Here is a 24,573-nt window from a genome sequence, read left to right as displayed (position 1 = left end):
AATGAACAAGAAGATGAAGAAAGCTTTTGTAGTCCTAACAACGGTATCCTGCCTGACGGGTGGAGCCTCGATTGCAGCTGCGCAACAAGTTGAGATCATGCCGATTAGCGCGCCTATCACAGCTGTACCAATCAGTGCCCCGATTGAAGCAGTGCCAATCAGCGCTCCGCTGTATGAGATTGGGCAGACGCATCGACTGCCTTCCGTCCAAGTATATGGCGAGGCGACTAAGATTGAAGAGAAGAGAATCCTGCTCGGCCATGATAAAGAGAACGGCGATATCCCATCGATCATTGTGAACGTTAGCGAAGATACGCGAATTCTGAATGCCATAACGGGCATGCCGATGAAGCTATCGGACATTCGCGAGAATGAAATTTTGTATGCTTACGTAGGTCCTGCCATGACGATGAGCTTGCCGCCAATGTCCCATGCGGAGCTGATCCTTGCAGGCATTCCGGCTGACTTCGCGGTACCGACATTTGCTGAGATCGAACGCGTAACGAAGGGTGAGGACGGCTCGGTTGTAGTCGGAACGAATCGCGACACGGAATTCACGGTAACGGCAGACACGACGCTAAACCCCTATCTGACGAAAAATATCATTACAGCCGACATGCTGATTCCTGGCCAGAAGGTGCTGGTCTGGGAGACGGCAGCAATCGACGGCGTGAAGGCTTCGAACGCTGCAGCTAAGGTGATGGTATTCCCATACAGCTACAAAGGTTATGTATCGGCGAATCTCGATGGGGTGTCCGTGAATGGCGAGAAAGTAGCGCTCTCCGAAGGCGAAGCGCCATTCGTGAAGGACGGCCAGCTCATGCTGCCGCTGCGCAAGCTGGCAGAGTCGCTTGGCTACGAGATCAAGTGGAATGCGACAGCGAAGAACATTGAGGTTCGAAGCGGAGAAGATGTCCTGTACAGCCTGAAGTTGCGCGGCACGGAGGCAACGACGGCAGATGGCGAGACGCGCGAGCTTCGTGCGGCTGCAGCCCTTGAAGGCGGCAACACCTTCCTTGCGGCGGATGACTTCATTGAGCTGAGCCAGATTAAGTATGCGGAGTAATAAGATGCTTGAGTAAAGATACAATCGATTGCTACATCGGCTCTGCGGCGTTTGCTGCGGAGCCGATGTTTTGTATTCCAAGAGGAACGGCTAATACGATTTACAACTTAGAGTAGTGGCTTGTATCATTAATGTCGAGGCAGACAGATCACAATATGGTGTTACTTGTTTCTGAATCACAGTCGGGAGTAACGGGAGTGGATTAGATGAAGAGACAACAGGATGTAATAAAAGTTTTGAATGAATTGTCCAAAGAAGAACTGATTCGCATCATTGTCAAGCTTGCAGAGCAGGATGATCTATTCAAGAACAGTTTGTTGGTGAAATATGTTCAAGGCAAAGATGGTGCTCAGCAGCTTGCGTTACTTAAAAAGCTGATGGACGCCATTGTGGATAAATACACGGGAGAAGAAGGATTCATTCCATATCGTGATACGCATCTTTTTGCACAGGATATGCTGAACCTGTTGGATGAAGCGGATAGCGAAATGGACAGCGGATCGGCACTAGAAGTTGTCTTGATGGTGCTGAGAGAAGGCGTGGCGTCGTTCCAATATGCGGATGATTCGAACGGCGATATCGGCATGCTGGTGGAAGAATGCTTGGAACGTATTCGAGCAATCGTGAGCGGCCTACAGGATGAAGATCTCTCTTCCCAGGCAAATATATTCGAGCGTCTGCTAAACGTATGTAACAGCGATATTTTTGAAGGCTGGGACAATTTTGAGACGGATATGCTCCAAATTTGTACCGAGTTTGCGTGTGAACAGAGCTTCAGACAACAGTTAAAGGAAGCTATCGAGCAGAAGATCGCTGTTGCTGCTCAGATGAAGTATGGGGATTACACAGTTGAGGCTCTGCTTCAGCTATTATTTCAGCTCCTCAAGGACTATGGCTCCCTAGAGGAAGTGAACAAGTTTATGGAGGAGCATCTTCAATACTCATCTTTCCGAGAGCTTGCAATTGAACAAGCGTTGAGAGGTAAAGATTATCGTCGTGTGATTCAATTAGCTGAAGAGGGAGAACAACAGGATCAGAGGCTTGCGGGATTAATGTCTAAGTGGCAAAATTACCGTTATGCCGCTTACAAGAAGCTTTCCCTTCGCAACGAACAGATGCAGTTGGCACAGGAGCTTTTATTAAATGGAGATTATACGTACTATCAAGAGCTGGAGTCTCTAGCGGAAGGAGATAAAGAGGACTTCTATCGAGCCATCTTGATCGAACTGAAGAAGAGCGGAAATTGGCGAACACGTGATGTCTATCTGAAGTTGATCTCTGATAAGGATGATCGGGACGAAATGTTAGCCTATGTGAGATCGAATCCTTCCGCAATAGAGAATTATGCTGCAAGGTTGTCTGCTGACTACAATGAGGAAGTGGAACGAATTTATAGCAACTATATCTATAAAGCAGCGGGTTCATCCACCAATCGTAAAGAATATAAGCAAGTGTGCGCTATGATTAAACGTTATCGTAAGGTTTTCGACTCGTCAGGTCAGTCTCAGATCGTCGGAAAGCTAAGAAACGAACATAGCAAGAGACCAGCCTTCCTGGACGAGCTATCTAAGGTTTAAGAGTTAGTGGTGAGCTGTGTGAAATATGTCCTCGTCACAAACAACGCGGTATGCCCAAACGTTCAATTGAGCATGCCGCGTTCGCTTGCTAGTTAAAGGAATGATGATCTACGCCTTAAAATGCACCACCGCGCTGTAATGCATCTTCTTATGATTCTGATCAAACACAACGTTGTGCGTGACAGCGTGCACCTGCAGCATAAGCGATTTGTTCTTCTCGATCTGCTCTTCGATCTTCTTCTCCAGCGTCTTCATATCATAGGCCTCAAAGCATTCGACCTTATCGGTAATCCGTTCAAGCATGAAGCTCATCTATAATCACCTCTGTACGATGTTATAAAAGCCCCCAATCTCAGCCGAGATCGGGGGCCACTTGTGTACATTCTAACTCATTCGAGCTTAAGCTTCCATCTTCTGCGCCGTGTACAGCTTGTAGTAGCGGCCGCGCATCGCGATCAGCTCATCGTGCGAGCCGGACTCGGCAATGCCCTTATCCGCGACGTACATGATACGGTCGCAGTTCTTAACCGTCGAGAGACGGTGGGCGATGATGAACGAAGTACGGCCTTTCAGAAGCTCATTGAGACCTTTCTGCAGCAGGCGTTCCGTCCGTGCATCGATCGACGATGTCGCTTCGTCGAGAATGAGGATGCGCGGGTTAGCGAGCAGCGTACGAGCGAACGAGATCAACTGGCGTTGGCCTTGTGACAGCTTCGAACCGCGTTCGTTAACCTCTGTCATATAGCCTTTCTCGAACTCTCGAATGAACTCGTCGGCGCAGACCGTCTTAGCCGCTGCGATAACCTCTTCTTCGGTAGCGTCCAGACGACCGTAACGGATGTTGTCCATAATCGTACCGGAGAAAATAAAGCTGTCCTGCAGCATGATGCCCATCTGGCTGCGGAGCGATTCCAGCTTCACTTCCGCAATGTCGTGACCGTCGATGAGGATGCGGCCATCGGACACGTTGTAGAAGCGGGAGATCAGGTTGACGACCGTCGTCTTGCCGGCGCCTGTCGGGCCGACGAGGGCGATGCTCTCGCCTGCTCGGACATCAAAGGTCAGGTTCTCCAAGATGTTATGACCCGGATCGTAAGCGAAGGTCATGTTGTCGAACGTGATGCGGCCTTGGATCGGCGGCAGTGCACGTGCATTCGGGATGTCGCTGACCGTCACTGGCTCATCCAACGTTTCGAAGATACGCTCGAGATAAGAGACGGCGTTGATGAAGCTGTTGTACAAGTTGGACAAGTTGAGAATCGGCTGCCAGAAGCGCGCTGCGTAGCTGCTCATCGCGAGAATGACACCGAAGGTGATTTCTTCTGGACCAAGCGTAACCAGACCGACGAAGTAGATCGCCGTCGTAACGATCGTTGCCAAGTTATCAACCGAGAACGGGATCAAGAAGTTGAAGTACATCGCTCTCATCCACACGTTGCGATAGTTCGTGGACAGACGTGTGAATGTGCCTTCGTTGCGCTTCTCCCGCGTGAAAATTTGCGTAACGCGAATGCCGCTGATGCTCTCTTGCATATATGCGTTCATGTTCGAGCTTTTGTTGGATACCGATTGCCAGGCGCGGCGCTGCTTATTCTTGATAAGCAGGATGACGACCGCGAAGATTGGCAGACCGCCGAGAATGACGAAGCTCAGCTTCACATCGACAGCGAACATGAAGATTGCGATAAAGATCAAGTTCAAGATCTCGAGAATGAAGTTGATAATACCGTTCGATAGGACGTCGGATACCGAGTTGACGTAGTTGACGACGCGGATCAGGATTTTGCCCTGCGGGCGGTCGTCATAGTATTGGAATGGCAGCTTCTGCAAGTGCTTAAACAAGTCGGTACGTATGTCGAAAATAATATCTTGTCCGACTCGCGTCATGATCCGCGAACGGATCGTCGCTAGAATGACGCTGACGATGATCGTAAGGAGCGTCATCATCGCCCAGAAGACCAGCGCCGATTTGTCCTTGGATGGAATCGTTACGTCAACGACGTGCTGGATAATGAGCGGCGCCGAGAGTGCGATCCCTGCCGAGAGCGCGCTCAGCAGGAAGGCGATGATCATTGGTTTCTGCTGTTTCCGGATATAGACGAGTGCACGTCTGAAGTGCTTTATATTGAAGGGGGACTCCAGATTCTCGTCGATGTCGAACTTATTCCTAGCCATGCGTAGTCGCCTGCCTTCCGATGCCTTCGTTCTGCAGCTTGAATACTTCGTAATAGTAGCCGCGTTTCGCCACCAGCTCGCTGTGCGTACCTTCTTCGATTACGCGGCCGTTCTCCAGAATGAGGATACGGTCCGCTTCCGCCGTAGTGGACACACGCTGAGCGATAATGATCTTCGTGCAATCGAAGTCCAGCTCGCGCAAGCTCTTCTGAATATGCTCTTCGGTCTCGTTGTCGACGGCCGAAGTCGTATCGTCGAGAATGAGGATCGGAGGCTGCACAGCCATTGCGCGGGCAAGGGCGATACGTTGTTTCTGACCGCCGGACAGGCCGACGCCACGCTCACCGACGATCGTATTGTAGCTCTCGGGCATTTTGCGAATAAAATCATCCGCTGCCGCCAGCTTGGCGAACTCCACAACATCATCCTCCGGCATATCTGGATCGCCATAAGCGATATTGCCGTCGATCGTGTCGGAGAACAGCAGGACGTCCTGCGTTGCGACACCGATATTGCCGCGCAGCTCATCGAGCTCCAGCTCACGCACGTCCTTGCCGTCCACGAGGACGCGTCCCTTAGTAACGTCATAGAAACGCGGAATCAGGTTGATGAGCGTTGTTTTGCCAGAGCCAGTTGCGCCCATAATTGCAATCGTCTCGCCTGGTTTGACTGTGAAGCTGATGTCATCCAGAACGGTTGCGTTATCGTATTTGAAGCTTACTTTATCGAATTGGATGGAGCCTTTGTAACGACGTTTCGCTTCCATCTTGTGCTCGTTCACGATACGCGGTTCCGCGTAGTAAACGTCGACGATCTTCGTAAGGCTGGCGAAGAAACGTTGAATATCGTTAATGATGATACCGATGTTGCGCATTGGGTTCGATAGACCCCAGATGAGTGCAGAGAAAGCCGAGAATTCACCGAATGTAATGCGGCCGTCCATGACGAGCATACCGCCGACAATCATAAGAATAACGTTGAAAGCTTGCGCGAACGTCTCCAGGTACGGGAAGTAATCGAGCCATACCATTGCCGCAGCCTTATTGGCTTTGGAGTAATTGACGTTCTTCTCCGTGAACTTCTGTACTTCATACTCTTCACGCGCGAACGCTTTGACCACGCGGTTGCCCGCGATATTCTCCTGCGTAATCGTGTTGAGTTGGGACAACTTCTCCCGCAGATCGCCATACATCGGACGAACGCGTCTTGCAAAGATGAATGCCACAATGAAGATCGGAGGCGACAGAATGAGCAGCCACCAAGTGAGTTCCGCATCTATATAGAAGAAATAGACGACGGCAGCGAGGAACACCGTAAGCGATTCAATGATGGTCTTAATAATCCACGCCATCGTGTGACGGACCATATCAAGGTCACCGGTCATCTTCGTCATCAGGTCGCCCGTGCGGTTATGATCGTAATAGTGCATGTCTTGTCCTTGAATCTTGTTGTACAGGAAGATCCGAACGCGATACAGCATGTTCTGCGAAGAACGTTCGTATAACAGCGTTGTAAAGTAAGCCAAGCCTGTACGCAGCAGCGAGAAACCGACCATGCCTAAGCATAACGCGATAAGCAGCGACCGCTTGTCAGTCAGATTCTGTACCGCATCATCACCCGCGATGAACGTATCCACAATCCGCTGGCCGATGTACGGGTTAATAATCGTAAGCGAACAGCCTACTACAGAGAGGATAAGTGCGATTATGTAACGTGCTCGATCCCCTCGCAAATTGTGCCAAAGCCACTTCAGTTGAAACATTTGTTTGATCACCAGCTTCTGTAAGTTGTGGTTTCTCTACCCCCGGGAAAATTGCTCCCGAATTGCAAACTATGGAGATTATATCACGCTTACAAAGAAAGCCACCCGACACAATTCCGACACAGAACGGATTGCGGGGCAAAATATCGGAAGAGGGTAATTGGGGGCAGTGAAACCTTACTTTTTCGCCGTATGTTTCGGATATGCTTCCGTTTCCTCACTAGTTCTGTATTATTACGAAGGGGTTAAGGATTATTATATTTTCCAGTGTAAAAATGACTATTTTATGGGAACTAAGGGATGGGAAGTGGGAGTTGGTAATTCAATGGCTAGGTCCATTGGGATATACTGACACTATGAGGCGAGACGATGTATACCATTAACGTGGAGTTGGTAACCAAGTTAATAAGAATGTAATTTCTGCAGTGGGCGGACCTGCAGATAACACCTGTATCTCTAACCAATTAAGGAGAACTTGTTTTTAACGGCTTGAAGCAGAAGACAAAATGTATCATTATACTAGTGCATATAATTTCTATTGGTAAATAATCCATACCCCAAATATTACCGCAACTCCCGGTCTTCTTGACTGTATCGAAAGGATGGATTCTTCACATGAGCGTCATCAAACTCGAGGGCGTAGAGCTCACCCAGGCCTTTCTGTCCAAATGCAAGCATTGTAAGGGCCTCCTAGAAGTCCGTAAACTGGAGTTGCAGTACCAGTCGAATCAGCGGAAGGGGCAGACGGCATTCCTGATGGCGGATGTGTGGTATTGTGCGCGATGCGATCATGGTTATCTGCTGGATGCGTTCAAGACCGTCTTGGATGCGTCGAATCGCAGTTGGAGGGTTATGGAGGTGGGGCGATCGAAGTCAGCAGGCTCAACTGTGCGATCACCAGTTAAAGGGGCACCGATCACACATAGTAACCCAGTGGTTCACGTTACACTGACGCGCATTGAGACGATCGACTTCATTATCGGGGATCAGGTAAAGGCCTGTGTGAACTGCGGAAACTCCTTGATGAAACAAATGATCGAGCTTTGTCTCACACGAGAAGACAATGCAAAGATCTACACCCCTTGCGAAGCATATCAGTGCGGCTCCTGTCATCAGTGGATGCTCCGCAGACAGCAATCTACGACTCTTCAAACGAGCAACAGTCCTTATAAGATTCATGTTATACATAATGATCGTATCTATGAGTCGCTGTCCCATATTAAGCATCGATCGCAGCTCGTGCAGACTACGGACGCAAGCCGCCTGAAGATTTCTGGACAACCAACCGATAAGCTAAACAATCAATTCAACAAATATGGCGTGTTCATCCCTGCCCCAACGAATAAGAAAGGTTATTTCGACGAGTAGATTTGGAAATCGCTATTTCAGGCAGTCTCCAATTGCCCCTTTCTTCAATCACACCTTGACCCTCACACCAATGTCACGGTTTATAATCAACTCGAATCGACCATGCAGGAGGCGTTGTGTTTATGAAAATCGGTGAGCTTGCGGCTCGGACGGGCGTCAGCATCCGTTCGCTTCGCTATTATGAGGAGCAGGGATTGCTGTCTCCACTGCGGAGCGATAACGGATATCGGGAATTCTCGCCGCTGGCGGAGGAGCAGGTCCGGACGATACAGCTATATCTTCAACTTGGCCTGTCGACGGATCAGATCGCCGGATTTCTGCACTGCGTCTTGAAGAACAGGGAAGCATTCTGCAACGAGGTGCTGCCGATCTACCGCGAGAAGCTCGCGGAGATTGACTCGCAGATCCAGCTACTGCAGAACATTAAGCTGAACCTGGAGGATCGCATTCGGTCAATTCTAGATGAACGGCCTGAGGGTCAAGTGGAGGAATGAGAGATGAGCCTACCAGTCGTTGACGTAAACAGCTTCGACCAAGCGATTCAGTCGAATAAGCTGACGTTTGTTGATTTCAGTGCGGAGTGGTGCCCACCATGCAAAGTGCTGCATCCGATCTTGGAGGAGTTGCAGCAAGAGGAAGGGGATCGCGTATCCATCGCCTATGTCGATTGCGACGAATCGCCTGAACTATCCTCGCGTTTTGGCGTGATGTCGATGCCGACGGTTATTTTATTCAACGACGGTGTACCAGTGGAGAAGTTGATCGGCCTGAGGCCGAAGGAAGTATACCGGACGTTGCTGGGTCGGTACAGTAATTGAGATAGAATAAATTAGAAATGAGTGAAGAGAGCCTTAGCAATGCTAGGGCTCTTTTGTTTTACTAAAATTCGACGAAGTGCCAGGAACAAGGTGGTTTAAGGCGAATTAAGTTGAAAGCAATGAACAGCAGCGATGGAGGTATCCCATGAAGCAAGGTCTGTATGAGCAAATTCTAAATAACGGTACTTTAACTCAGCTTGCTGCATTGGACCCATCTGCCTACGATATTGGCAAGGAGCCATTGGACGCGGAGGAAGCAAGGAAGCTTTTAAGCAGCTATATTGCCACAGTTATTCGGCGTGCCTTGAAAGCAGTCCGCGAGAGCTCTGAGAACGATGAAGAGGCGGTTCTAGCGCAGGTCCGAGCTTGTAATGAAATAATCGCAACGCTCAAGAATAGTCTTGATCAACAAGATTATGATGAACTGCAATTAAGTGAACAAGGAGAAGTGTTAACTTATGTTTATGCCAAGCTAAACTCAATACGGGCGATTAAGGCTGATAAAGTGCTTCGTCCAACGACACCTTTGTCACAGAGTTCGTTATTTACAGGTTCCCATTCCGAGCCCAATATGCTCAATGAACTTCAGCATGAGATCGTAACGGCTGACCGCATAGAATTTCTTGTATCATTCATCAAGTGGAGCGGCCTAAGATGCATGATCGAGCAATTAGAGCAATTTACAGCTAGAGGCGGACAACTCCGGATTATTACTACGACCTACATGGAAGCGACAGACTACAAGGCTGTAATGGAGCTGAGCAAACTTCCTAATACAGAGATCAAGATTTCTTACGATAGCACTCGTACCCGACTTCATGCGAAAGCCTATGTATTCAAAAGGGATACAGGATTTACAACAGCCTACGTTGGATCCTCTAATTTATCCAATCCAGCTCTCACTAGTGGACTGGAATGGAATTTGAAAGTCACAGAGAAGGACTCGTATGACGTATTGAAGAAAATCGAAGCGACTTTCGAAAGCTACTGGAATGATCGAGAGTTTACAACTTATGTTGGGGATGAACCAACTCACGAAGAGCGATTACAGCAAGCACTCGGTAGGAATAAGAAGCAACTTAACGATCATGAAGCGATGACTTTCACCTTCAATATCATGCCATACGATTATCAGAAGGAAATCCTTGAGAAGCTTGAGGCGGAGAGAACGCTGTATGGCAGGCACAATAACTTGCTAGTAGCTGCGACCGGTGTCGGTAAAACGGTCATTTCCGCCTTTGATTATAGAAGGTTTGCTCAACGTCAACCTGAAGCGAGACTACTGTTCGTTGCTCATAGAGAAGAAATATTAAAGCAAAGCATGGACTCATTTCGTTTCATCATGAGGGATTTGAATTTCGGCGAGCTTCACGTGGGTAATCACCAGGCCCAAGCGCTGGATCATCTATTTATTAGTATCCAGAGTTTGAACTCGATCAAGTTAACTGAGAATACGACAGCTGATTATTATGATTTCATTATTGTCGATGAATTTCACCATGCCGCCGCACCATCGTATCAAAAACTGTTAACTCACTATAAGCCCCAGATATTGTTAGGCCTTACTGCTACGCCGGAACGTATGGACAGTAAAGATGTGCTGCGCTACTTCGACGATACGATTGCAGCCGAAATTCGTCTGACTGATGCGATTGATCGCAAGCTGCTTTGTCCTTTTCAATACTTTGGCGTAAGCGACCATATCGATTTATCTCAGGTGAAGTGGTCGAGACGTGGCTATGATCTACATGAGCTCGAGAATTTATATACGAACAATAAGATTCGAGCTACTCAAATCATGAATAGCCTGCAGAAGTATGTGACGGATATGGATGAAGTGAAGGGACTTGGCTTCTGTGCGGGTGTTGAGCATGCCCTTTATATGGCTAAGGTGTTCAATGAAGCAGGATTACCGGCAATGGCATTGCATGGAGGCTCAAGTGATGATGATCGTTTAAATGCGAAGCATCGATTAGTTAGTGGCGAGATTCGATTCATATTCGTAGTTGATCTTTATAATGAAGGTGTCGATATTCCAGAGGTGAATACGGTGCTATTCCTTCGTCCGACCGAAAGTTTAACGGTGTTCTTACAGCAATTAGGACGTGGACTCCGTCTGGCAGAGGGCAAGGAATGCCTGACTGTACTTGATTTCATTGGACAAGCGCATAAGGATTACAACTTCCATGATAAGCTTAGAGCAATACTCGGTCGAACGAAGCATTCTGTTCAGCACTATGTGGAGAATGGATTTTCCAGTCTCCCAAGAGGAAGCTTTATCCAACTTGAGAAGATGGCGAAGGATCACATCTTGAGGAATTTGAAGCAAGCTACTACGAATCGAAGAAGCTTGGTACATAAGCTCAAATACTTCGAAGGGGATTCAGGCCTTGAACTGACACTGGATCATTTTGTTCGATATCACGGTATGACGCTATATGAGTTTTATGGCGGCAGATCAGGAAATCGTTCGTTCAGGCGTCTGCTTGTGGAGGCAGAATTACTTCCGCCTTTTGAGTTCGAGAACGAGGAGTTTTTGACAAAGCGGTTGCCTGCGTTAATTAGTCTCAATTCCCGCAGATGGTTGCAATTTATGATTGCTTATCTTTCGGGTGAGATTCAGGCTGTAACCGAGGAACAGCAACTTATGTTGAATATGTTCTACTATACATTCTACCGCTCGGAACCGTGGAAGAATGGTTTCAATTGCATTGAGGATGGTATCCGGTCCATCATTGCCTGTCCGGAGTTCCGAGAAGAGATCCTGGATATTCTACGGTATAATGCGAAGCATATCGAGTTTGTAGATGCGGCAAATGAGTTTCCGTTCCCTTGTCCGCTTGATGTGCATTGCAGGTATTCAACGGATCAGGTTTTGGCCGCCTTTGGGTTCTGGAACGGGGAGAAAGCGCCAGCTTTCCGTGAAGGAGTCAAATACTTCGAAGATAAGGGAACTGACATTTTCTTCATTACACTTAATAAATCCGACAAGGATTTCTCACCATCTACCTTGTATGAAGATTATGCGATTAACGAGCGGTTGTTTCACTGGCAGTCACAGAGTAGAATTTCAGAGGAGACGAAGACTGCTCAGCGATACATTAATCACCAGAAACTCGGAAGTCGAGTTGCACTATTCGTCCGTGAGTATAAAGAAGACAACAACTATACGATGCCATTCACATTCCTTGGTGAGGCAGAGTATGTGAGTCATGAGGGTAATCGCCCTATTAGTTTCATTTGGCGTCTGAAACAAGAAATGCCGCCAGCACTAATTCCAGCGGCGAATAAAGCAATTGTGTAGGAAGTGAGATAATGATCCAAGTAGCAGCTGCCATCATTGAAGACGAGCAAGGCCGGATTCTAATCGCAAGGCGCAAGCCGGGCAAGTCGCAGGCGGGGATGTGGGAGTTTCCGGGCGGCAAGATTGAGCAAGGTGAGCTGGCAGATGACTGCCTCCGCCGTGAGCTTATGGAAGAGATGGAGATTGAGATCGATCCGTACGCCTTCTTCGGTGTGAATGACCATCACTATGGTGCGACGCATATTCGGCTTATCGCATATCGCGCGCGGTACGTAAGCGGTACGATTACGCTAACCGATCATGATGAGTACCGATGGATCACCGCGCGAGAGCTCACAGCATTTACTTTCGCCCCTGCGGACGTGAAGTTCGTAGAGATGCTCCATTCCAGCAAGCCACGCCTTAACGAGTAATGCCAAGAAGGACCATGGATGCCACCTATCCATGGTCCTTCATCATTTAGTCCGCAATCCGCACATATACCCGCTCGCCATGCGTATCCACCACAACTGGCGAATCATAGAACCCGCTGAGCACATCTGACGTCAGTACATCCTCGTTCCGACCGCTGCGCACGATCTCTCCCTGCCGAATGAGCAGCGTATGCGTGAACACCGGCAGAATTTCCTCGGTATGGTGTGTGACGAAGATGATCGTTGGTGCGTCTGGACTTTCCGCGAGCTCCTTGATGCTTTCCAACAATCTCTCTCTCGAAAATAAATCCAATCCGTTACAAGGCTCGTCTAGTATAAGGATACGAGGTTTAGCCATAAGCGCACGTGCGATGAGCAGCTTCTGCTTCTCGCCTTGCGAGCAAGTGCGGAACTCGCGATCCCACAGATGCGAGCAGCCAAGCTTGGCGAACAAGGTACGAGCGAGCGCTACATCATCCTCTTCAACTTGGTCGTAGAGGCCGATCGTTGCGTGCTTGCCGCTGATCACGATATTTTGGACACGGTCGGAGGCGTACAGTTTCTCCTGCAGAGAGGTACTGACCCATCCGATTTCTTTGCGCAGCGCTCGAAGGTCGACTTCTCCGAATCGATGCCCCAGTACACGGACCGTCCCTTCCGTTGGCCAGAAATAGCCGTTGATCAGATTAAGCAGCGTCGTCTTGCCGGAGCCATTAAGCCCGAGCAGCGCCCAGTGCTCGCCTGGGGCCACCTGCCAACTGACATCCTTCAGCAGCGTCAATCCTTCCTTCCGATAAGTCGCATGTTCGATCTCGATAATCATTGAAGTTATACTCCTTCCGTACGATGATTCGATCTATTATTCGTTCTAGTGGACAATAGGCATAAGTAATTAGATTATTGTATCATAAGCTGTTAGGATTCGACGATAGCCGTCGGTAATTGTAGGAAATAATACCCAATTAATGTATAGTGAAACATATAGGTTTCCTCATATATTCATACACGGAAAGGTAGAGGTCGAATGGAGCATGACAACACGCAACGGTTAAGCTTTGAATGGATTCGGTATGACGTTATCAACTATGCGATGCAGCAGAATTTTGTCCCTATTATTCGTAAGCTGACCCTTCACAACCATTCGGAAGCCGACCTGTCCGGTGTACAGATCCGATTGAAGACAGAGCCTGAATTCACGATCAATTGGTCTCAAAATATAGATCACATGCCAACGGGGCAGCCGCTTGAACTGGGACCGATCCATCTAGAGCTGAATGGACCTTTGCTAGCAGGTTTAACCGAACGACTGACAGGTGTTCTTATACTAGAGGTAACCCATGAGGGGCAGACGCTCATCCATGAGCGAGTCTCTCTTACGCTGCTCGCCTATGATCAATGGAGCGGGCTGGCTGTTATGCCTGAGATGGTGGCTGCCTTCATTATGCCGAATCATCCGATAACGGCACAGCTTCTTCATGAGGCATCGACTTGGTTGGGTAAGTGGACAGGCAATCCATCGTTCGATGCGTATCAGAGCCATAACCCGAATCGCGTGCTTCAGCAAGCGGCTGCCATCTATAACGCGATACAAGTGCATCAGCCAACGTATTGCGTTGCGCCTGCGAGCTTCGAAGAGCTTGGTCAGCGGGTTAGGCTGCCGGACGCGATCATTCGTTCACCTAAGATGGGCAACTGCCTTGACCTATCGCTGCTGTACACCGCATGTCTGGAAGCGGCGGGTCTGCATCCGCTTCTTATTTTTACAGATGGGCATGCGTTCCCAGGCGTCTGGCTCGTGGATGAGACGTTCGCAGAGAGCATTCAGGATGATATTTCGCTTCTTAGCAAAAAGCTCGCTTCAGGCGTGCACGACATCAGCATCGTGGAAGCAACCGCCATGTGCGCAGGCAGCCAATCGACTTATCAGGACGCAGCCGGATTGGCTGTTAAGCATCTCAATCAGCCCGACAAGTTCTTCGGCTTCATTGATGTGAAACGCGCCCGTTCCAGCGGGATACGGCCGATTCCGATTCGAATAGCTTCAGAATCAGGCGGTTTTGAGTTTCTGGATGAACCGTCCAATAGGCACAAGACCAAGTCTGCCTCGGGAGAAGCGCCTGACGAGATCACGGTTCAGTCGCGTCCTGTGGAAGTAGATTCGATCTCAGTGACTAAGCTGAAGCAGTGGGAGCGGAAGTTGCTTGATCTAACGCTTCGCAATACACTGCTCAACTTCCGTATGACGAAGTCGGCGCTGCCGCTGCTTCATACACGTCTTGGCGAACTGGAGGATGCGCTTGCGGATGGGCAAGAGTTTCAACTGCTGCCCAAGCCCGCCGATTGGGATCGTTCGGAGAGGAGCGCAGAGCTGTTCAAGCAGGTGAGCAGCGAGCATCCGCTGAACCTTCTCGTCTATGAGGAGTTTAAGAGCAAGCGGCTGCGTGCCGATGCGGATGAACGGCTGCTGCTGGAGAAGGCGATCCATCTCTACCGGTCAGCGAGAGTATCACTGGAGGAGAATGGCGCGAATACATTGTACCTCGCCCTAGGTCTGTTGAAATGGTACGAGTCCTCAGCGAGCGAGCAGCCAAGATACGCACCAATTGTACTTATTCCGATTGAGCTGGTGCGCAAAACATCGCGTGCCGGCTTCGTCCTTCGTATACGAGACGAAGAGCCGCAAGTGAATATTACGCTGCTGGAGATGCTCCGGCAGGACTTCGGCATTCAGGTCAGCGGGCTTGACCCGCTGCCGCGCGATGAACATGGCATTGATCTGGCGGCTGTGTTCACGATGATCCGTCATGTCATTATGAATCTATCGCGATGGGATGTTGTAGAGACGGCCATTATTGGTTTGTTCTCGTTCAATCGATTCGTGATGTGGAACGATATTCGCAGCCGAGCGGACGATCTGGCCCGTAACCGAATAGTTGCCAGCCTTATCGGAGGGCGGCTCAATTGGACGCCAGAGGAGGCGTTCCCGCAAGCAACGGAGTTGGATCAGCGATATGCACCTGATCAGCTGATGCTGCCGATTAGCGCTGATTCCTCTCAGATCGCGGCGATCAGCGCTGCGAACGCGGGGCAGAGCTTCGTCTTGCACGGCCCTCCGGGAACAGGGAAGTCGCAGACGATTACGAATATGATCGCCTCCGCTCTTGCGGGAGGGAAGACGGTCTTGTTCGTTGCGGAGAAAATGGCCGCGCTCAGCGTCGTACAAAGCCGCCTTGCAGCGATTGGCCTTGGCCCATTCTGTTTGGAGCTGCATTCGAACAAAAGCACGAAGAAAGCCGTACTGGAGCAGCTGCGCTTGTCGCTGGAAGCTGCTCACCAGGCTTCGCCAGAGGAGTGGAGGCAGGAGGCCGCTCGGCTGGCTTCGGCTCGGAGCGAGCTTAACGCTTATGTAGATGCGCTGCATCGTAAGTATGATTGCGGCGCAACGCTGTATGAAGCCATTGGCCATTATGGCCGAGTGAAGTCTGCCGCACCGATTAAGGCGATTGACCCAGCCGTCGCAAGTTCGATGACACGCGAACAATGGCTGAACTGGGACAGCTGCGTGAAGGAGCTTCGCATTGCAGGCGAGGCTGCTGGACATCCGTTCGGCAACGCTTGGACGGATGCTGCTTGCAGCATGTACACACCAACGATGCGGTCGCAAGCTGTGGAATGGCTTACGGCGTATGCCAATACGCTAGTAGATCTTCGCGGGGCATATGCGGATGTTTCCGCGTGGCTTGGATATGCTCACTCCGATCCGACGGATCACGAATTCACATTGTTGGCAGATGTCGTGGAATGCTTGCGTTCGATGCCGACTGCCGTACCGCACAGCCTGCTCCGAGCACAGGATTGGAGCAGCGCCAGCGAGCAGTTAACGAAGGCGATTGAGCAAGGTCGTGCCCGTCAATCATTACGTGCTGGTCTGCTCTCACAGTTTTCATCCGACGTATTAACGCTGGAAGCGTCCTCTCTACTAGCAGAGTGGAGAAGCTCGGAGCTGAAGTGGTTCTTGCCTAAGCTGCTTAAGCAGAACCGGATCTATAAGCTGCTGCGCAAGCTGGCGCTGCCTAGCGGAGGGTTCTCGAAGACCGAAGTCGCGCAAGTATTAACGCAGGTCGTTCAGTACCAAGAGGCATCGGCTGCGATCAAGCAGCTGGAGTCGGTAACAGCACCCCTGCTCGGTTCCCTGTGGAATAACGGGGAGGCGGATTGGGATGGCGTTCAGCAGCTTAATGAGTGGGGCGGCAGGCTGCAGCAGGCGCTCTTGCGTTTATATCAGGATACGACGCAGGCTAATCTGGGCGCTGTCCGATTCGCAGATCAGCTGGCCGGTGGGGCGGAAGCGTTCCTGAAGCAGCGCGGCACCTCCTGCGACAAGCTCGTAACTGTGAATCGTGAACGAGCGAAGCTTGAACAACAGCTTTCTGAGCTGCTCAAGCTGGATTGGACGAAGATTGATGCGAAGCGCAGCGGTCAGCTCTGGCTGGACTATCGCGCGAGTATGACGGCGCAATGGGGCGGAGTTGTCGATGAATTGCGCGAATGGTGCAGCTGGCGCCTTGTTCGGGATCGAGCGGAGCAGGCGGGACTATCGATGGTCGTTCAGGCTTATGAGGCCGGCGAGTTGCAGCATGAAGATGTTGTGCCTTCGTTCCAGCGTGCATGGTGGCAGGCGATCATTCATTATATTGTGGGAACGGATCAACAGTTGGCTTCATTCTCGGGACGATTGTTCGAAGAGAAAATCAGAGCTTTCCGCGAAATCGACAGCCGCTTCGAACAGCTGACGAGACAAGAGATTGCTGCGCGCTTGGCTGCGAATGTGCCGCCTCTGAGCAGCGCGGCGGCTTCAAGCTCCGAAGCAGGCATTCTGCTTCGGGCAATCCGAAGCGGAGGCAGAGGGTTGTCGCTGCGTAAGCTGTTCGAGCAAATTCCGAATCTATTGAATCGGCTGTGCCCTTGCGTGCTGATGAGTCCGATGTCCGTCGCGCAGTTCCTCGATCCGAAATATGCACCGTTCGATCTTGTTGTATTCGATGAAGCTTCGCAGATGCCAACAAGCGAGGCGGTTGGTGCAATGGCGAGAGGTCGCAACGTCATCGTAGTGGGCGATCCGAAGCAGCTGCCGCCAACAAGCTTCTTCTCGGCGCAGACAAGTGAAGAGGACGCGAGCGATATGGTCGTGCCGGACGATCTGGAGAGCATATTGGACGACTGTCTTGCGCTCGGGATGCCGCAAGAGCATCTGCTCTGGCACTATCGGAGTCGACATGAGAGCCTGATTGCATTCAGCAATCGGCATTTCTACGAAGGCAAGCTGCTAACGTTCCCATCCCCTCATGAGAGGAGATCGAATGTGCAGTGGCATCCGGTTGAAGGCTACTATGATCGCGGCAGAACGAAACAGAACCGGGCGGAAGCTGAGCAGGTTGTTGCAGACATAGTTCGCAGACTACGCAGCACGGAGTCGCCGAAGTACAGCATCGGCGTCGTAACGTTCAACTCCATTCAGCAAGGGCTGATCGAGGATCTGCTGGACGATGCATTCCGGCAGGATCATGAATTGGAGCAGTTGGCGTCGCAGTTGAAGGAACCGATTTTCGTCAAAAATCTTGAGAACGTACAGGGCGACGAACGAGACGTCATTCTCTTCTCGATTGGTTACGGGCCAGATGCGAGCGGCAAGGTGGTACTGAACTTCGGGCCGCTCAACCGCGAAGGCGGCTGGCGTCGATTGAATGTCGCGGTATCGCGAGCTAGACATGAGATGCATGTCTACTCCACGCTGCGAGCGGATCAACTGGATGTATCCAGAACGCAGTCGCAAGGCGTCGCGATGCTGCGTTCCTTCTTGGAGTATGCGGAGAAAGGCCATGCTGCGCTTGGCATTCAAGCCGATCAGCTGACTTCTCGCCAGCATGGCTTCGAAGCGCAGATCGCAGAACAGCTAAGAGAGCAAGGGTACAAGGTGGATCTGCATGTCGGCACTTCAGGCTACCGGATGGACTTGGCGATTGTTGATCCAACGGACCCGGGGCATTATGTGCTTGCCGTCCTGACTGACGGAATGAGCTATCGAGAAGGCGCGACAGCACGGGACCGTGAAGTGCTGCGTGAGCAAGTTCTTCGACAGCTTGGCTGGCGAATCCACCGCGTGTGGTCGCTCGATTGGCTGGACAATCCGGCCAAAGTGATTGGGCAGATCGTGCATGCGATTCAAGCCGCGCAGATGGAGGAACGTTCGTCGGAGATCCGGTTGAAGAAGGACTCTGCCTATGCGGAGATTCTGAGTAAGCTTCCACGGCAACCCGTTGCCAGCGAGGCAGAGGCAGCACCATCGCCGCCAACATCTTCGACAACAGTTAATGTTGCTTCAACCACTAGTCAGATCAGTGCTGCGGCAGGTCATGTCGGCAGCCAGCAGACTTGGCGAATGCCGTATAAGTCCGTAACCCTTGGCCGAGTAACGCTGCCCGCGGAGGAGATCTACAACCCGATCAATGCCAGAACGGTTCGCAAGCAGATCCAACAAGTTGTTCAAGGCGAAGGACCGATCAGTCGATCGCTGCTTGTGAAGCGGGTGCTGCAGTCATGGGGAGTGACACGGACGAGTTCGCGAGTGGAGCGGCTTGTAGACGAATTGATGCGTGACCTGGAGCTGCAGACGACGACCTTCGAGGAGACGTTGTTCTATTGGCCGCCGGAACTTGATCCGAAGCGATATGAACATTTCCGCGTCGCAGAGGATGAGCAGGAGCGTCGAAGCGCAGAGGACTTGCCGCCGGACGAGGTCGCCAATGCGCTGAAGGAGCTGCTGTTTAATCAAGGCAGTCTGCCAGTCGAAGACATTACGCGGGAGACCGTTAAGCTGCTAGGCTATTCTCGCTCAGGCAGCGCATTGGAACGTGCTGTTCAGGCTGGACTTCAGGTAGCGATTAGCAGGGGCAACGCGGAGATCGAGAACGGGCGGATCAGCTATCGGCGCGGGTAAGATGTAACTGACATTCCTAGACTGGTGGTGGTGATTAGAGTGGGACTGCAAGAAAAAGATCAAAGTTCCATCGCATTAGAGGTGCTTACCAATCCATCACTTAAACGGTTAATCAATGAAAGTGTTGAGGCTTATCATAAAGGTGAATATGCTTCTACAGCAGACCTTTTAAAATCTTTAAAACGGTTGTACCCCGATGAGAAGTAAATAAAAGTGCAAGATCCATCCTGATAATTCAGGGTGGATCTTTTTGCTTCAGCCAAGCCCCGTCGGCTCCTGTTTCCATCCTTAATCGTGTACAATGAACACATGATGTTTCGTACCATTTCCAATGTGGTTTCGATCCAGATAAGGAGGAGCAGCATGATTGATGTGGATGCTGCCATTATTGAGAATGCGTAGGGTAAACTGTTGATTACGAGGCTTAGAGCTGGCCAAGTCCCAATTGGGATTATGGGAATTTCCCGGCAGTAACAAGTCGATGAACCATCCAAACGCTAGTCAGTATTCATAACCCTTTACATAGACAACAATTTTACAGCCGTCAGCGCTGTACACGAAGGCAGGAGACAACGCACGTGATCCCATTATTACTTATTATCGTTGCCGTTATCGTCATAGCCACCCTTATTATGCGTTTCTACCCGCCGCTCGGTGCCCGCGCCTCGAAGGAGACGCGGCAGCGCTTCAAGCAGTCGGCGCATTACGACAAGCAGACGCGGAAGTTCGTCAATCTAATCCCGACGAGCATGGGGATGAATGCGAAGGAAGGGACGGATCTGCTGAAGCAGTATATCAAGGGTAATCCGCGCAAAAGGCCGCGGCAGCCGCTTCGCCTGGCTCCGCTCAGCCTGCATGCCACCGAGACCAAGAGCGGCGAGCCGAAGGTGACATGGTTCGGCCATTCGGCTGCGCTGCTAGAGCTGGACGGGGTCACGCTATTGCTTGACCCGATGCTGGGACGTGCGCCGTCTCCCGTCCCGCTCATCGGCGGCAAGCGATACAGCGAATCGATGTCAGGCGTCATCGACTCGCTCCCGGCGATTGATGCGATCATCATGTCGCATGACCATTATGATCATCTGGATTATGGCTCGATCCAGCGGCTGAAAGGGAAAGTCGGCCATTTCATCGTACCGCTGGGCGTTGGCAGCCACTTCGAGCGTTGGGGCATCGAGCGAGAGCGCATCCATGAGTTTGACTGGTGGAGCGAGTATACGTTCCGTGGGCTGTCGCTGGCTTGCACGCCAGCTCGGCATTTCTCGGGGCGGAGCTTGAACGACCGCAACGCCACGCTCTGGTGCTCGTGGGTGATCAAGGGCCAAGGCGCAAGCGTGTTCTTCAGCGGCGATAGCGGATATGGGCCCCATTTTGCGGAGATTGGGAAGAAGTATGGGCCATTCGATCTGACGATGATGGAATGTGGGCAATACAACGAGCGTTGGGCTGCGATCCATATGATGCCGGAGCAGACGGTTCAAGCGCATCTCGATGTGAGGGGCCAAGTGCTGCTTCCGATTCACTGGGCAGGCTTTACGCTGGCGCTGCATGATTGGACCGATCCGGTTGAACGTGCGATCCGCAGCGCGAATGAGCGGGGCGTGCAGATGTGCACGCCGAGAATTGGACAAACTGTTCGAATTAATGCGGATTTCTATCCTATTTCCCCATGGTGGAAGGAATAACGCCAATTTGCTCGTTCTTACGCCGCGAAATTTAAAAGAATATATTTAGTGCGCTCCGTCAGATCTCGACAAGTCCCGTAGGCTCTATGAGATATACTTTCTCTTATGCAATGGTAGAAAGGAGTTAGAGAATGGGTTACAGTTCCTTAGACTCAGCGCAAATCCCGCCAGAGGGGGATGTGCACTATCTGTTGATCGGCGAAGGTACAATTCTAATGCTTGTTATGCGAAGCGGGAACTACGAGGATGAACGGCAAATAACGTTGGAGGACCATGAAGAGGAATATTACTATATCCTCGAGACTTATAAGTTAATAAATAAATGATCCGAACTTAATAGAATTCCTCGTCCCGGAAACCCGGGGCGAGGAAGGAATTTTCATATATATATCCGAAGTACCTATTTAACAGGAACGTAGACAAGATATGATGGAATAAGGTTTAGGCATTTATTTGATAAGCATCAAAGATCTGGGTCGGCATAAATCTTCATAATCGAATAAATCGCTTATACAATCTTCGCAAACATGAGTTTCTCGATCATTCTTAATTGAGCGGACACAAATTTTGTCTTGTTTGCAGCGATCACAATTACTGTTTAGAACGGTTAGCATAGTCGTCTACCAACTCCTAGTATCTAAGAATAAAATGAACACTTTAGTAGAATAATGGATTAGATTCTAAGAGTCAACAGGTGTAAATTGTCTAATTTTAGCAATAAAAAGGAGGCGCGTTCGTGAAAATTGCGGAGCGACTAAAATATGCAAGAACAAAGAAAGAGGTTACGCAAGTAGAAGTCCAACAATCAACTAGTATTCATGCGAAGACATTAAGCGGATATGAGAACGGCGTCAGTGAGCCGGATCTGGAAACAATAAAGAAATTAGCAAAGTTTTATAATGTGACAGTGGATTGGCTGTTAGATGACAATGATTCGAATTATCCAGGAAAAGAGCCCTTTTATATTGACTTAAATGAATATGAACCAGTGAACTCGGAAGCTATAATACTGATAAATGGCGAACCTTTAACTAAAAAAGAATTAGATTATATACTCGTAGGCGTATCTACCATTCGAAGTATGGGATAAGTGTACAAGTCTTGATATTAAAAAATCAGTTTCTATTCATTTGAATCTCAAGTTTGGTTTGAATCTCAAGTTTCTATTGAAAATCTAACTTTCTTTTAAGATCTCAATTTGTAAGTTTCTGTTTGTAGTATTTTTTCTTTTGCTCTTTTCTCTTTTTCTCTAAAAAGACTTCATTTAAATTTTCTATATTGGATTTAAACTTTTCTTTGAAGTTTAGGTCCATCTCTAAAAGTTCTGATTCCACTTAAGCACTCCTATAATTTTCATTGTTAGAGCACTCGTTCTAACTTTGAAAATATAGCGAGTGCTTTTTGCTATGCATCGACGTGCTTCGGAAGCCAGGTGCACTATTTTTAGCTTCTTTTACTTATTTAAGGTCGACACTTTTTGGGCTCGTTTTTATACAATGATTGTCTCTCTAATCTAATGATTGTTCCCATTCAGTTAGAGCTGAACCTACAACTGAATGCGAAACGGTAATAAGCAATAGCGATTGTAGAGCGTCTTCCCTCGGGACGGCGCTTCTGCGTCTCGTCATGTTATACTGGTGGCAATAGCTAATAGCTGGACCAGTATTGCCAGTAATGATTTCGAGGAGGCACCTATGACAGCGACGTTCACTACGACGGATGAATATATTGCAAGCTTCGCACCAGACATTCAACAGAAGCTGCAATCGATTCGTAGCTTGATTAAGGAGATTGTGCCGGAAGCAACAGAGAAAATCAGCTATGCAATGCCGGCGTTCGCACTGCATGGCAACCTCGTCTTCTATGCCGCATTCAAGAATCACATCGGCTTCTATCCGAGCGGCAGCGGCATTAAGGAATTCGAACACGAGCTCACCGGATTGAAATGGTCGAAAGGCGCCATTCAATTCCCGCTGGACAAGCCGATTCCTTATGATCTGATTAGCCGTATCGTTCAATTCCGGGTCGCGGAGAATCTTGAGAAGGCTGCAGCGAAGAAGAAGACTGCAAAGAAGAAAGAGTCTTAGCTTATATATGAGAGAAGAGGGGCCGATGATCGCCCCTCTTGCTATCCATGCATAGCTCCTACTGACTATAACTCGATGCAATACCGAATCTCTTGGCTCACTGTCCGGAAACCGATCGATTCGTACAGCGTCAGCGCGGAGCTGTTGTCGGCAAGAACCATAAGTCCGGCCTTCGGCAAGCCGATCGATTGAATGTAGGAAAGCCCTTGCGCAAGCAGGTAGCGGGCTAGTCCGCGTTTGCGCCAAGGCTCACGGACGAACACCTCTTCAATCTCGCCTGCGCCTTCCTCCTCGCACACCATCACGCTTGCAACAAGCGTGCCATTCTGCCGAATGGTGAATGTTCGCCAATTCGGACGGCCCTTGAATTCATGCAAGCGGGTTAAGCCAAGCGGCTTGTCCGGCCAAATCTCTGCATCAACTGCAAGATATTCCTCTTCCTCCTCGGCGGTTGCCATATCCCAAGGCGCGAAATCGAACCCTTCCTCTAGCGTGATCGATGGGATAGGCTCAGTCAATTCGTGCTGCATGCGGAATAGCGTTACTAGATGTTGATACCCCGACTGCAAGAAGAACGCGTTATTCGCCGTCTCCGAATGATCGTTGCCGACACAGAGCAGCGTGCCATACTCTGGCGGCAGCGTGTCCTTCAACTGCAGCGCCCTAGCATAGAGCCGATCATGCAGCTGTCTGAGCAACTCGTAATCGTCCGCACGATCCGGCACTGTTTTCACATTGATATAGATATTGTGCTTGCTCTCGGACGAGCGTCCAGCCGGTATGACATTGATGATGCTGATCTGCCCTTTGGCAATCATCTGCCCGTTCTGATAAGCACAGTAGACGTTTGACCAATTGCTTTCGTCCCCGACCCACCAGAATACAGCGCTTGGATTGTGCTTCGTGACGGCTTGATGCAGCTCGCCGAGCAGCGGCAGGTCCTCTTGCTGATAAGGACGAATAATGAGTTCTGTCGTTATATCGTTCATAGACCATTCCCCCTTGGAAGCCCCTCTAAGTTGGAACTTACATGGTGTATATACTTAATATGGTAGACGTAGTTGCGGTGCTATGTTGCAATTTGATATCAATGACGGATAATAACCGTAGAAGCCCAGGCACATTCCTACCCAAATAACGTCACTTCAGTTCGTTAGCCTGGATATATCCACATCAGATCCCTGCCCCAGCAACACTAATCCAGGCAGTCTTGGCATCCTGCGGCCTGACCGTCGTCCCAGGCATTAATTCATTCTTGTGCGGCCAGGTTCTCTCCAGTAGACTAAAGTAATGAACGAATGCAGTTAATGAGGGCCCTCCC

At 50.0% G+C, this 24,573-nt stretch carries 19 protein-coding genes; 13 read left to right on the top strand and 6 right to left on the bottom strand.

All coding sequences use genetic code 11. The features are described from left to right. Position 1 precedes the first annotated feature (1 nt). Together H8B09_RS19585 and H8B09_RS19580 are read left to right on the top strand one after the other, a co-directional pair. A complete protein-coding gene (locus H8B09_RS19585) occupies positions 2-1,066 on the top strand; it encodes a stalk domain-containing protein (protein ID WP_191205271.1) in 1,065 nt (354 codons plus the stop codon). Positions 1,067-1,272: 206 nt separating this feature from the next. After that, entirely contained in the window at positions 1,273-2,643 is a 1,371-nt protein-coding gene (locus H8B09_RS19580; RefSeq protein WP_191205270.1) for a hypothetical protein, read from the top strand. A 108-nt stretch (positions 2,644-2,751) separates the two neighbouring features. On the opposite strand, the gene H8B09_RS19575 is transcribed toward H8B09_RS19580, so the two are convergent. From H8B09_RS19575 to H8B09_RS19565, 3 genes are all read right to left on the bottom strand, one after another. Next, entirely contained in the window at positions 2,752-2,955 is a 204-nt protein-coding gene (locus H8B09_RS19575; protein WP_191205269.1) for a DUF2536 family protein, read from the bottom strand. 87 nt (positions 2,956-3,042) lie between these two features. After that, complete coding sequence (locus H8B09_RS19570; protein ID WP_191205268.1) at positions 3,043-4,818, bottom strand: ABC transporter ATP-binding protein; 1,776 nt, start codon at positions 4,816-4,818, stop codon at positions 3,043-3,045. Next, on the bottom strand, positions 4,811-6,580 hold the full coding sequence (locus H8B09_RS19565) for an ABC transporter ATP-binding protein (protein WP_191205267.1): 1,770 nt from the start codon (positions 6,578-6,580) through the stop codon (positions 4,811-4,813). The genes H8B09_RS19570 and H8B09_RS19565 overlap by 8 nt, the downstream gene beginning before the upstream one ends. Before the next feature lie 615 nt (positions 6,581-7,195). On the opposite strand from H8B09_RS19565, the gene H8B09_RS19560 reads away from it, so the two are divergent. The 5 genes from H8B09_RS19560 to mutT all read left to right on the top strand — a co-directional run bounded on the left by H8B09_RS19560 (position 7,196) and on the right by mutT (position 12,483). After that, positions 7,196-7,948, top strand: coding sequence for a hypothetical protein (locus tag H8B09_RS19560; protein ID WP_191205266.1), 753 nt, complete (start codon positions 7,196-7,198; stop codon positions 7,946-7,948). Between the two features lie 122 nt (positions 7,949-8,070). Continuing rightward, positions 8,071-8,442, top strand: coding sequence for a MerR family transcriptional regulator (locus H8B09_RS19555; protein ID WP_191205265.1), 372 nt, complete (start codon positions 8,071-8,073; stop codon positions 8,440-8,442). Positions 8,443-8,445: 3 nt separating this feature from the next. Beyond that, the gene (locus tag H8B09_RS19550) at positions 8,446-8,766 is read left to right on the top strand and encodes a thioredoxin family protein (RefSeq protein WP_191205264.1); all 321 of its coding nucleotides are present in this window, start codon (positions 8,446-8,448) and stop codon (positions 8,764-8,766) included. A gap of 145 nt (positions 8,767-8,911) precedes the next feature. After that, on the top strand, positions 8,912-12,070 hold the full coding sequence (locus H8B09_RS19545) for a DEAD/DEAH box helicase (RefSeq protein ID WP_191205263.1): 3,159 nt from the start codon (positions 8,912-8,914) through the stop codon (positions 12,068-12,070). An 11-nt stretch (positions 12,071-12,081) separates the two neighbouring features. Beyond that, a complete protein-coding gene (gene mutT / locus H8B09_RS19540; RefSeq protein WP_191205262.1) occupies positions 12,082-12,483 on the top strand; it encodes an 8-oxo-dGTP diphosphatase MutT in 402 nt (133 codons plus the stop codon). Between the two features lie 46 nt (positions 12,484-12,529). Here the strand turns inward: mutT and H8B09_RS19535 are convergent, their stop codons facing one another. After that, a complete protein-coding gene (locus tag H8B09_RS19535; RefSeq protein WP_191205261.1) occupies positions 12,530-13,306 on the bottom strand; it encodes an ABC transporter ATP-binding protein in 777 nt (258 codons plus the stop codon). 201 nt (positions 13,307-13,507) lie between these two features. Here H8B09_RS19535 and proA point away from each other — a divergent pair, with 201 nt between their 5' ends. The 5 genes from proA to H8B09_RS19510 all read left to right on the top strand — a co-directional run bounded on the left by proA (position 13,508) and on the right by H8B09_RS19510 (position 22,255). Then, the gene (gene proA, locus H8B09_RS19530; protein WP_191205260.1) at positions 13,508-19,480 is read left to right on the top strand and encodes an anti-phage protein ProA; all 5,973 of its coding nucleotides are present in this window, start codon (positions 13,508-13,510) and stop codon (positions 19,478-19,480) included. Between the two features lie 39 nt (positions 19,481-19,519). After that, a complete protein-coding gene (locus H8B09_RS19525; protein WP_191205259.1) occupies positions 19,520-19,687 on the top strand; it encodes a hypothetical protein in 168 nt (55 codons plus the stop codon). Positions 19,688-20,058: 371 nt separating this feature from the next. Then, positions 20,059-21,165, top strand: a complete 1,107-nt coding sequence (locus tag H8B09_RS19520; RefSeq protein WP_318152664.1) for an MBL fold metallo-hydrolase — start codon at positions 20,059-20,061, stop codon at positions 21,163-21,165. Between the two features lie 131 nt (positions 21,166-21,296). Beyond that, complete coding sequence (locus tag H8B09_RS19515; protein ID WP_191205258.1) at positions 21,297-21,491, top strand: hypothetical protein; 195 nt, start codon at positions 21,297-21,299, stop codon at positions 21,489-21,491. 410 nt (positions 21,492-21,901) lie between these two features. Then, complete coding sequence (locus tag H8B09_RS19510; RefSeq protein WP_191205257.1) at positions 21,902-22,255, top strand: helix-turn-helix domain-containing protein; 354 nt, start codon at positions 21,902-21,904, stop codon at positions 22,253-22,255. 103 nt (positions 22,256-22,358) lie between these two features. On the opposite strand, the gene H8B09_RS19505 is transcribed toward H8B09_RS19510, so the two are convergent. Continuing rightward, positions 22,359-22,499: a hypothetical protein gene (locus H8B09_RS19505; protein WP_191205256.1), complete on the bottom strand. Its 141-nt coding sequence runs from the start codon at positions 22,497-22,499 to the stop codon at positions 22,359-22,361. A 360-nt stretch (positions 22,500-22,859) separates the two neighbouring features. On the opposite strand from H8B09_RS19505, the gene H8B09_RS19500 reads away from it, so the two are divergent. Further along, on the top strand, positions 22,860-23,252 hold the full coding sequence (locus H8B09_RS19500; RefSeq protein ID WP_191205255.1) for an iron chaperone: 393 nt from the start codon (positions 22,860-22,862) through the stop codon (positions 23,250-23,252). Between the two features lie 65 nt (positions 23,253-23,317). On the opposite strand, the gene H8B09_RS19495 is transcribed toward H8B09_RS19500, so the two are convergent. Then, on the bottom strand, positions 23,318-24,241 hold the full coding sequence (locus tag H8B09_RS19495) for a GNAT family N-acetyltransferase (protein ID WP_191205254.1): 924 nt from the start codon (positions 24,239-24,241) through the stop codon (positions 23,318-23,320). Positions 24,242-24,573 lie beyond the last annotated feature (332 nt).

It is taken from the genome of Paenibacillus terricola, from assembly GCF_014779765.1.
In the GTDB taxonomy this organism is placed as follows: Bacteria; Bacillota; Bacilli; order Paenibacillales; family Paenibacillaceae; genus Paenibacillus_T; species Paenibacillus_T terricola.
Note: the sequence above shows the minus strand (reverse complement) of the source record. Positions and strands in the feature narration are given on the sequence as shown.